Below are 9,194 nucleotides of genomic sequence, written 5' to 3'. Positions count from 1 at the left end.
TCCTGCGGGGCGTCCACAGATGGAAAGCGGGCTTTCGACGCCGACAAGCTGAAAGCCCGCAATCTCCATGGCGGCTATATCAGACTTTCTATTCGCGATTTCCCATCGTGAAGAAACATCCCCTTCGAGAATAACTCCATAGGAAGCGGGTTGGGAAGGCGGACATCGGCAATTTTCGGAACATCTCCTTGTGTCGGATCGAACCCGCGATCGATCTGGGAGAGGAACACGAGAATTATGCCGTTGCTTTTTGCCAAACGGTGCAGCTGCCGGACTTGATCGACAAGTGCAGGCTTGCTTCTGCGTTCGTCCAGCAATTGTAAATAGTCGACCACTGCCAATGTGCCCTGTGGAGCGTCATTCAGTTTGTCGGCGATAAAATCGGCATCGATGTCATCTGACGTCTCAACCTCTACCATTGCAGCGAGCTCCGGGTTGCTCATCTCCTCTAGCGATTTGCGCGCCTGGCTTTGGGTCAGATCAAGTGTAAACAGAATTGCGCGCCTTCCAGCCCGCCTTGCTTCCAGTAGCATGATCAGGCCGGTCAAAGTTTTACCGTGTCCCGGGCGCGCCCCGAGAAGGACAAGATCGCCATATCCCATTTTATCGAGATAGCGATCGGAGAAGCTTTTCGAGGCTTTCGAAGCAAGCAGGCTCCACGACGCGAAACCTTCGAGGCGCGCGATCCGATCTTGCGCCCGGTGCAGAGGAATCCCTTCGTGTCGGGCAATGGCGCGAGCACGGCGTTTCAGCTGATAGATTGGTGAAGACAGTTTCATAGCAGGACCTCCGTCTTCGAGCCGGAATCGCAACCCCTCCTTATGCGCTTGCTCGAACGGTTGTCCGTTGATCGTCTTAACCCTGCACGAACGGTGCTTTCCCAACTGGAGGGCGGAGGCTCGGGTCAGCCGCGACCAATTCTAGGATCAAGAAGTGCGGACAGCAATGCCGATCGCTATCGTGTCCACATCATGGTTAGGTTCAAGCTGATGAACCTTTTTTATGCCAGGTTTCGGGTTGTGAGGCGGCAGGCCGCTTTCGTTCGAATCGCTCCAAGCCGACAGTTCTACTGTCCGCAAAAGCAAAACGCCGGCCTTCCGCTGAGGGAAAGCCGGCGCTGCTGTTCGTTTCCGAAGAAAACGGAAGCGGGGAGCTTACTCGCCCTCGACCACGTGGTCGTCTTCGCCCTCGACCGTCTCGGCGTGCTGCTCGATGACTTCGGTCTCGGTGACCTCGTCGCCTTCCTCGCCCTCGGCGCGCTTGAGCGCGGACGGGGCGACCAGCGTGGCGATGGTGAAGTCGCGATCGGTGATGGCGCTCTCGGCACCCTCGGGCAGCTTGACCTCGCTGATGTGGATCGAATCGCCGACATCCTTGCCGGTGACGTCGATCTCGATCTCGGCGGGGATGTCCTCGCCGTCGCAGATCAGCTCCAGCTCGTGACGCACGACGTTCAGCACGCCGCCCTTCTTGAGGCCGGGGCTCGCTTCCTCGTTGAGGAATACGACGGGCACGTTCACCTCGATCTTCGCGCCCTTGACCAGGCGATAGAAGTCGACATGCAGCGGCCGGTCGGTAACCGGGTGGAATGCGACGTCCTTGGGAATGGTGCGCACACCCTTGCCGCTGCCGGTCTCGATCGTGACGACCGAGTTCATGAAGTGGCCCGTGCCGAGCTGGCGCATGAGCAGCCGTTCCTCGACATGGATGGGGGTGGGTTCTTCCTTGCCGCCATAGATCACGGCGGGGACACGGCCTTCGCGACGCAGTGCCCGGGAGGCTCCCTTGCCTGCCCGGTCGCGCGTCTCGGCCGGCAAAGTCAGAGCGTCGCTCATCGGATTACCTTTCGAAATGCGGTTGGTTGGTTCATCGGTGCCACGCCTCCAGGGATGACCATGGCTGCCGAAGGGCGCGCCCATAGTCCGGACGCGCCCCACATGCAAGGTATAAGGCAGGCGGTTACTGTACGCGGACCGTCTCGATCCCTTCCGCCTTCAACGCGTCCTGCACGCTCTTTGAGCCACCGAGATGGCCCGCGCCGACCGCCATGAAGACCACGCCGGGCTTATCCAGCCGCTGGTCGATCCACTTGGCCCAGTTGGCGTTGCGCCGATGCAGCAGGCGATCGGCGAGGACCGGTTCTTCCTCGAGCGGTTCGTTCACGAGCTCCGCCACGGCGGCGACGTCACCCACGGACCACTCGTCGACCACCTGCTGCAGCATCGGGCCGACCTCGTCGAAATCCTCGATCGATTCCAGAAGGTATTCGACCTGCGCATCCTGCGGCAAGCCGTCGAAGATGCTGAGCTGGTATTCGACCGTCTCCAGCGCGTCCTTCCCGGCGCCCTCCTTCAGCTTCGACGCGAGGTTGAGTTCGACCCCCGCGCCTGGCGTGATGCCGACCTTGGCATAGGCCATGTTGGCGATCTGCAGAGCGGCGAACCAGGGTTCGAACGGATCGAGCGCCGCGGCGGGCACGCCCAGCTCGGCCAAGCCCGCTTCGTATTCCGCCCGGTCTTCCTCGCTCATCAAGCTGCGCAGCGTGGTGCCCTGCGGCAGCATCGCCATCTTCATTATGGTGCCCTGCATCCCGGCCATGGCTTCCGGGCTCATGTCGATCTCGGTCACGAGGTCGTCCGCACTGGAGAGCGCGGTCTTCACCGCGCCGCTATACCAGTCGATATTATCAGGGAGCGCATGCACCGTGCCGAACAGGTAGATCGTGGTGTCCTCGTCGGCGACCTTCCACAGCGCGGGGGTGGCGGGAGTCTTCGGCTCGGCGGCGGTAGCATCTGCCGGAGCGGGTGTCTGCGCAGGTGCCTCCTGCGCATGGGCCGGCGCGACGAGGGCCAGCGCAATGGCGGAAGCGAAGCAGGTAAGTCTGGTAATCATGGTCTTTTCTCCAGTGGTGAATTGAACAGTTTGGCGGATGGTTGGAGCGGCGGCCTATCCCCGCGCACGTTTCCAGAGGATGGCAATGTTGGCGACGGCAAGCGCGGCGAGGAACAGGACCATCGCGTCGGGCCGGGGCAGCAGCCCGCCACGCCAGGCCAGCCACCATGTCGGGGTGGCGAACGCGATGAGCTGCATGCCCATCATCATCCCAAAATCATGTGCCTGCCGACCGAAATCGTCGAGATTGCGCAGGCTGAACACGAATAGCGGCGGCAACAGGACGACCCAGATAAACAGAAGGGGCCAGATAAGAGTCTTGGGCAGGGGTGCGTTGCTGAACAGGATGTAGGGTTCATCCGGACCGGCAACCATCGCCGTCGCCATGCCGACCGCTACGCTTACCGCGACGATGCCCGCCATGGCCCAGCGCATTCTGTTGCCGCGCGGCGTGTGCGGTTCCCCCATGGTGAAATCGGGCGGTAGCGCCACGAAAGCCAACCGAACAGGGCCAGTAAGATCACGCCAGCCAACACCCATGGCAAGCCTTCCCCTACTTCTCCCCGCAGCATGGTCCGGCCACCGGCATAGGCCGCGACACCGCCGATCAGCGCAAAGCTGAACAACAGGCTCCATCCCATCACGCGGGCGAAATGGCGGCCCATGTGATAGGGGCGTTCGTCTGCAAGTTCAGGCTTCGTCATCGAAAATCTCCTCGATCGGCAGTTCGAACAGCCGGGCTATACGGAAGGCGAGGGGGAGGGATGGGTCGTGCTTGCCTGTCTCGATCGCGTTGACCGCCTGGCGGCTGACGTCGAGCTGCTGCGCCAGCTCCGCCTGGCTCCAGTCGCGCATCGCGCGCAGCACCTTCAGCTGGTTCTTCATTGAGAGCGCCATCGCTTCAGGCAGAACCCGGCGAAATAGGCCACCATGACCGCGCACATGGTCGTCATCTGGTCGGTCAGGAATACAGGCGGCCCGTAAGGCTTCTCCAGCGTGAACAGCGATATCAGCCCCACGATCGTGACCCATGTGCCCAGCAGCCCAAGGGCGCACCGCGCACCGGCGAGGATAAGGGCATCGAGATATTCGTCCCTGGCGCGATAGTTCAGGGACTGTGTGAAGAGCAGGCTGCCCGCCATCAGTGTGAGAAGCCAGGTGAACGAGCCGTCGAAACCCAGCAGCCGACAGGTTAGCGCAAGCAGCGCATCGGCTAGCCCGAACATCCGAGATAGGGCAATGTAGCCCGCTCGTTCTCAGTGACGGGATTTTCGGAATAGCTCATCGGTCAGCCCCTCCCACGCAGCCAGGCATAGGCGAAGCCGCCGTAGAACGCGGTCGCGGTCAAGGACGCGAGCAGGAACGCGCGATTGAACCAGTCCGGCAGGCGAAATCTGATATCGCCCGGATCGACCGGCGAACCCGCAGCCGAATGGCCGAGCCCGTAGGCTCCGTAGAAAATCCCCAGCAGGCCCTGCGCCAGAAACCACAGGGCGATGACCACGATGCCGCAGGCGAAACCGAAGGAGGCGAGCGAACGGAAGTGTTCGTCGAAACGGTTGTATGTGGCGAAGGTCACGAGGTGGCAGCCGATGATGACAGGCCCGGCCCCCTCCAGGATCGCTCCGACGGGGCCGAGCGAGAAGAAATTGCACACCACAAGTGCCAGACTGATCGGCAGCCCGACCCACACCATATTGTAGGATCGCGATTTCTGGTCTTCGGACAGGGCGTAGGGGTCGTAAGGCACTGGGTCTATCCTCGGTTTAGCGCGCGCTGCGCAGCCAGGCGATGTGGAAGGCGGCATAGAAAGCCAGGATCGCGCCGATGCCGACGTACTTGCCGTTGAAATCGGGCGGGGCGGCGTTAGCGGTGTCGTTGAACCCGTCGATCAGGCCGTGGCCGAAGCCCAGCAGCACCGGGCCGAAGATGGCAAGGATGACCACAGCGAAGAATGCGGCGGATGTCCCGGCCTGCCACAGCCCTTGCGTGTATTCGTCGCGCAGCTTGCGCCGCAGGATCATCGCGAGGCTGACGAGGATGATCCCGGTGAACAGTCCGAGCACGAAGTCGGGCCAGCCGAAGATGCTGGTCGCGGCCAGGCCCAGCGTAGCGATCGCGCCCATTATTGCGGAAACGAAATAGATGCGGGCTTTCTTGTCCGGGGTCATGCGGGTCTCGTGATGAAAAAGGCGGGCGATCGGACTGGCTGTCGGTTCGGTGCGCGGAAGGGTACGGTACCGCGCACCGATACCATAGGCTTCATGCGCCGGTGTTCTCGACGCGGCTCTGCGCAAGGCGCTCGGCGGAGAATTTCGCCATGGCGATCGCCCGTTCCTTTTCCGCGCTGGCGCTGGCGAGCGCGGTTTCGCGGCATTCGGCGCGCGCGCGGATCGCATGGAGGTCGCGGCCGGAAACCTTGCACACGGCCCGCGTAGCGGCGCTGATCCTGCGGTCGAGCGTGCGCTGGCCGGCTTCGCTGGTGAGATCGAGATCGTTGGTCTGGACGGTAACCTGCGGTGCCTCCTGCGCAGAGACGGTCGCGGGCAGTGCCATCATGGAACCGAGGGCGGCGAGGACGATGAACTTGGTCATGGCAGAAGTCCTTTTCTACTGTGCGTTGTGTCGCGTCAACCTCACGGAATGTCAGGTCTGCCTGACTATATGTCGCGATTCGCTGTCTATGTCAACACAACCTGACACAGTGTCGCGAGAACCTGTCTTTCGGCACTCGCGCGGGCCGCGCCATTGACGCGTTTTCGCACCTGCGCCATGGCCGCTCGCAATATGGACCGTTCGCCGCAAACCAGTTTTCAGGACATGATCCTCGCGCTTCACGATTTCTGGAGCACGCATGGCTGCCTGATCCTTCAGCCCTACGACATGCGGATGGGGGCAGGGACGTTCCACACCGCGACCACCCTGCGCGCGCTGGGGCCGGAGGCGTGGAACGCCGCCTTCGTGCAGCCGTGCCGCCGTCCGACCGACGGGCGCTATGGTGAGAACCCCAACCGGTTGCAGCATTACTATCAGTACCAGGTCATCCTGAAGCCCAGCCCGCCCGACATTCAGGAGCTCTATCTGGAAAGCCTGCGCGTGATCGGGATCGATCCGTTGAAGCACGACATCCGTTTCGTGGAGGACGACTGGGAATCGCCCACGCTGGGCGCATGGGGGCTGGGCTGGGAAGTCTGGTGCGACGGCATGGAGGTCACCCAGTTCACCTATTTCCAGCAGATGGGCGGGTTCGACTGCAAGCCGGTGGCGGGCGAGCTGACCTACGGGCTGGAACGCCTCGCGATGTATATCCAGGGCGTAGACAACGTTTACGACCTTGATTTCGACGGGCGCGGGACGAGCTACGGCCACGTCTTCCTCGAGAACGAGAAGCAGATGTCGAAGTGGAACTTCGAAGTCGCCGAAACGGACGCGCTCTTCGACCTGTTCGCCAAGGCGGAGAAGGAGTGCGAAAACGCGCTTGCCAACGACGTGCCCATCGCCGCTTACGAGCAGGCGGTGGAGGCGAGCCACATCTTCAACCTTCTCCAGGCGCGCGGCGTGATCAGCGTGCAGGAACGCGCCAGCTACATGGGCCGCGTGCGCGATCTCGCCCGCGGTAGCTGCGAGAAATACGCCGAGCTGAAGGCGCCGGAATGGGCCGAGAAATATCCGGAGTGGTCCCTGTGAACGAACGTTCACCCGACAAGAACGCGAGTGATTTCCTCCTCGAACTTCGCTCCGAAGAAATCCCCGCGCGGATGCAGGCGGGGGCGCGCGCCGAGCTGGAAAAGCTGTTCCGGCGCGAGATGGACGCGGCGGGCGTCTCGACTGGCGAGATCACCGTATGGTCCACCCCGCGCCGCCTGGCGCTGATTGCGCGCAGCCTGCCGCAAGCGACCGAGGCGGTGCGCGAGGAAGCCAAGGGCCCTCCCGAAGGCGCGCCGAATCAGGCGGTGGAGGGCTTCTGCCGCAAGAACGGCGTCACCCGCGAGCAACTCGAGGTGCGCGACGTGAAGGGCCGCCCGACCTATTTCGCGGTGATCGAGAAGCCGGGCCGCGCCACACGCGACCTGCTGGCCGAGGCGATCCCCGCGATCGTGCGCGATTTCGCGTGGCCCAAATCGATGCGCTGGGGCGTGGCCTCGATCAGCACCAAGAGCCTTCGCTGGGTGCGCCCGCTGTCCGGCATCGTCGCATTGCTGGGGGACGAGGTGGTGGAGTGCGAGGTGCACGGCGTTACCAGCGGTGCGGTCACGCTGGGGCACCGCTTCCACCATTCGGGCGTCATCACCATCGGCGATGCGGGCGACTACGCGATGAAGCTGCGCGCGGCCCATGTCATCGTCGACCATGAAGAACGCGCCGCGCTGATCCGTAAGGGCGCTGCACAGGTCGCGTCCGAGGCCGGCCTGTCGCTGGTCGAGGACGAGGGGCTGGTGGTCGAGAACGCCGGGCTGACGGAGTGGCCCGTCCCGCTGCTCGGCAGGTTCGAGGACGAGTTCCTCGACGTCCCGCCCGAGGTGATCCAGCTCACCGCGCGGGTGAACCAGAAATATTTCGTCTGCGAAGACGCCGCAGGCAATCTTGCCAACGCATTCGTGTGCACCGCCAATATCGAGGCGGCGGACGGCGGGGCGGCGATCGTCGACGGCAACCGCAAGGTCCTCGCCGCGCGGCTATCCGACGCGCGCTTCTTCTGGGAGCAGGACCGCAAGACCCCGCTCGCCGAACATGCCAAGCGGCTGGAGCGGATCACCTTCCACGAAAAGCTCGGCACCGTCGCCGACAAGGTCGACCGCGTGGCCAAGCTGGCGCGGTGGCTGGTGGAAGAGGGGATCGTTGGTTCGAATGCAACTCGGGGAGCCGCCTCCACCTCCGCTCGCCCTGAGCCTGTCGAAGGGCCGCACTCCACTTCTGGCGAAGCGCCGGAAGAAAAGGACGGTGCTTCGACAAGCTCAGCACGAGCGGGTGGGGAGGTGTACGACACTGCTCAACTCGCGGATTGGGCCGAACAGGCCGCACGGCTCGCCAAAGCCGATCTCGTCACCGAGATGGTCGGCGAATTCCCCGAATTGCAGGGCTTGATGGGCGGCTACTACGCCCGCGCCGAGGGGCTGCCCGACCCGGTCGCCGATGCGATCTGCGACCACTACAAGCCGGTCGGGCAGGGTGACGATGTGCCCAATGCTCCGGTAACGGTGGCGGTGAGCCTGGCGGACAAGCTGGATACGTTAGCCTCATTTTTCTTCGTGCAGGAGAAACCGACAGGGTCGAAAGATCCGTTTGCGCTTCGTCGCGCTGCACTCTCTATTCTACGCCTGCTGATGAACAATAGTCTTCGGCTTCCTCTGTATGGCGTTTTAGAAAGAGCAATCCTGCAAATTCGGTACTCTATACGCGTCGGTGAAATGGGCGACCTACCGGAAATCGTCGATAAGGCGTCGGGTTATTCGATCTCGTCTGAAGAAGGCAGCTGGGATGCGGACGGTGGGTATAACATCGTTAGAGACGGCGAGAAGGTTGTAGCTAGGTTTCCGTATCGCCTTTCTAGCGATGAAAAGAGTTTTCAAGAGCGGCTGCGCCAGCCTGATCCGATGCCAGACCTCCTCGACTTCCTCGCCGACCGCCTCAAGGTCCAGCAGCGCGAGGCCGGTGTCCGCCACGACCTGATCGACGCCGTCTTTGCGCTCGGGAACGAAGACGACCTCGTGCGGCTTCTCAATCGTGTGAAAGCCTTGCAGAACTTCGTCGCCGCGCCGGACGGGCAGAACCTGCTCGCCGCGTACAAGCGCGCAGCCAATATCCTGAAGAAGGAGGGCTGGGACCCGGATCGCGACGGCTCCGACCGTATCGCCCGCACGGGCGAGGAGGACCCGCTGGCGCTGGTCGACGATCCCGACATGGCGGCGGTGGTCGATGCCCGGATGGCCGAGAAGAAGAAAATCTCTCTGTCCTACGCTCCCGAGCTGGCCGAAAGCGCGCTGATCGAGGCGCTCGATACCGCCGAACCGCGCGCGATCGCGGCGGTGGAGGAGGAGCGGTTCGAGGACGCGATGGGGGCGCTCGCCACGCTTCGCGCGCCGATCGATGCGTTCTTCGAGGAGGTGACGGTCAATGCCGAGGAGGAGGACAAGCGCGCAGCGCGGCTCGGGCTGCTCGCGCGCTTCCGCGACGCGGTCGACCGGGTGGCCGATTTCTCGCGGATCGAGGGATAAACCCAAAGTTGACTTTCTTGGGCGTACAGGGGCGCAAATAGCACGCACTTTCAAACGGATGGCGCGCCGCCGCTGTTTTGCAAAACG

The 9,194-nt window shown here is 63.0% G+C and carries 12 protein-coding genes; 2 read left to right on the top strand and 10 right to left on the bottom strand.

Features of this window, described 5'->3' with window-relative positions; all coding sequences use genetic code 11:
* Positions 1-74: 74 nt before the first annotated feature.
* The 10 genes from F7D01_RS15090 to F7D01_RS15045 all read right to left on the bottom strand — a co-directional run bounded on the left by F7D01_RS15090 (position 75) and on the right by F7D01_RS15045 (position 5,487).
* Positions 75-779 carry a DNA helicase gene (locus F7D01_RS15090; RefSeq protein WP_215228251.1) on the bottom strand — a complete coding sequence of 235 codons (705 nt, stop codon included), beginning with the start codon at positions 777-779 and terminating at the stop codon, positions 75-77.
* A 375-nt stretch (positions 780-1,154) separates the two neighbouring features.
* Positions 1,155-1,835 (bottom strand): 50S ribosomal protein L25/general stress protein Ctc, encoded by a 681-nt coding sequence (locus tag F7D01_RS15085; protein WP_215228250.1) that lies wholly within the window; start codon positions 1,833-1,835, stop codon positions 1,155-1,157.
* A gap of 124 nt (positions 1,836-1,959) precedes the next feature.
* Complete coding sequence (locus F7D01_RS15080; protein ID WP_215228249.1) at positions 1,960-2,892, bottom strand: TraB/GumN family protein; 933 nt, start codon at positions 2,890-2,892, stop codon at positions 1,960-1,962.
* A gap of 54 nt (positions 2,893-2,946) precedes the next feature.
* Positions 2,947-3,315, bottom strand: coding sequence for a hypothetical protein (locus F7D01_RS15075; RefSeq protein ID WP_215228248.1), 369 nt, complete (start codon positions 3,313-3,315; stop codon positions 2,947-2,949).
* Entirely contained in the window at positions 3,294-3,596 is a 303-nt protein-coding gene (locus F7D01_RS15070; RefSeq protein ID WP_215228247.1) for a hypothetical protein, read from the bottom strand. Before F7D01_RS15070 ends, F7D01_RS15075 begins: the two co-directional genes overlap by 22 nt.
* Complete coding sequence (locus F7D01_RS15065) at positions 3,583-3,777, bottom strand: helix-turn-helix transcriptional regulator (RefSeq protein ID WP_215228246.1); 195 nt, start codon at positions 3,775-3,777, stop codon at positions 3,583-3,585. Before F7D01_RS15065 ends, F7D01_RS15070 begins: the two co-directional genes overlap by 14 nt.
* A complete protein-coding gene (locus F7D01_RS15060; RefSeq protein ID WP_215228245.1) occupies positions 3,774-4,118 on the bottom strand; it encodes a hypothetical protein in 345 nt (114 codons plus the stop codon). The genes F7D01_RS15065 and F7D01_RS15060 overlap by 4 nt, the downstream gene beginning before the upstream one ends.
* A 62-nt stretch (positions 4,119-4,180) precedes the next feature.
* Complete coding sequence (locus tag F7D01_RS15055; protein ID WP_215228244.1) at positions 4,181-4,642, bottom strand: hypothetical protein; 462 nt, start codon at positions 4,640-4,642, stop codon at positions 4,181-4,183.
* 16 nt (positions 4,643-4,658) lie between these two features.
* The gene (locus F7D01_RS15050; protein ID WP_215228243.1) at positions 4,659-5,063 is read right to left on the bottom strand and encodes a hypothetical protein; all 405 of its coding nucleotides are present in this window, start codon (positions 5,061-5,063) and stop codon (positions 4,659-4,661) included.
* A 91-nt stretch (positions 5,064-5,154) separates the two neighbouring features.
* Positions 5,155-5,487 (bottom strand): UrcA family protein, encoded by a 333-nt coding sequence (locus F7D01_RS15045; protein ID WP_215228242.1) that lies wholly within the window; start codon positions 5,485-5,487, stop codon positions 5,155-5,157.
* Positions 5,488-5,679: 192 nt separating this feature from the next.
* Between F7D01_RS15045 and F7D01_RS15040 the strand changes: the two genes are divergently transcribed.
* Together F7D01_RS15040 and glyS are read left to right on the top strand one after the other, a co-directional pair.
* Positions 5,680-6,579, top strand: coding sequence for a glycine--tRNA ligase subunit alpha (locus F7D01_RS15040; RefSeq protein ID WP_215229850.1), 900 nt, complete (start codon positions 5,680-5,682; stop codon positions 6,577-6,579).
* Entirely contained in the window at positions 6,546-9,107 is a 2,562-nt protein-coding gene (glyS, locus tag F7D01_RS15035; protein ID WP_215228241.1) for a glycine--tRNA ligase subunit beta, read from the top strand. The genes F7D01_RS15040 and glyS overlap by 34 nt, the downstream gene beginning before the upstream one ends.
* Positions 9,108-9,194: the final 87 nt, after the last annotated feature.

The organism is Erythrobacter sp. 3-20A1M, assembly GCF_018636735.1.
GTDB lineage: Bacteria > Pseudomonadota > Alphaproteobacteria > Sphingomonadales > Sphingomonadaceae > Alteriqipengyuania.
The sequence above is the reverse complement of the archived record's forward strand: the minus strand, read 5'-3'. Positions and strand labels throughout refer to the sequence as shown.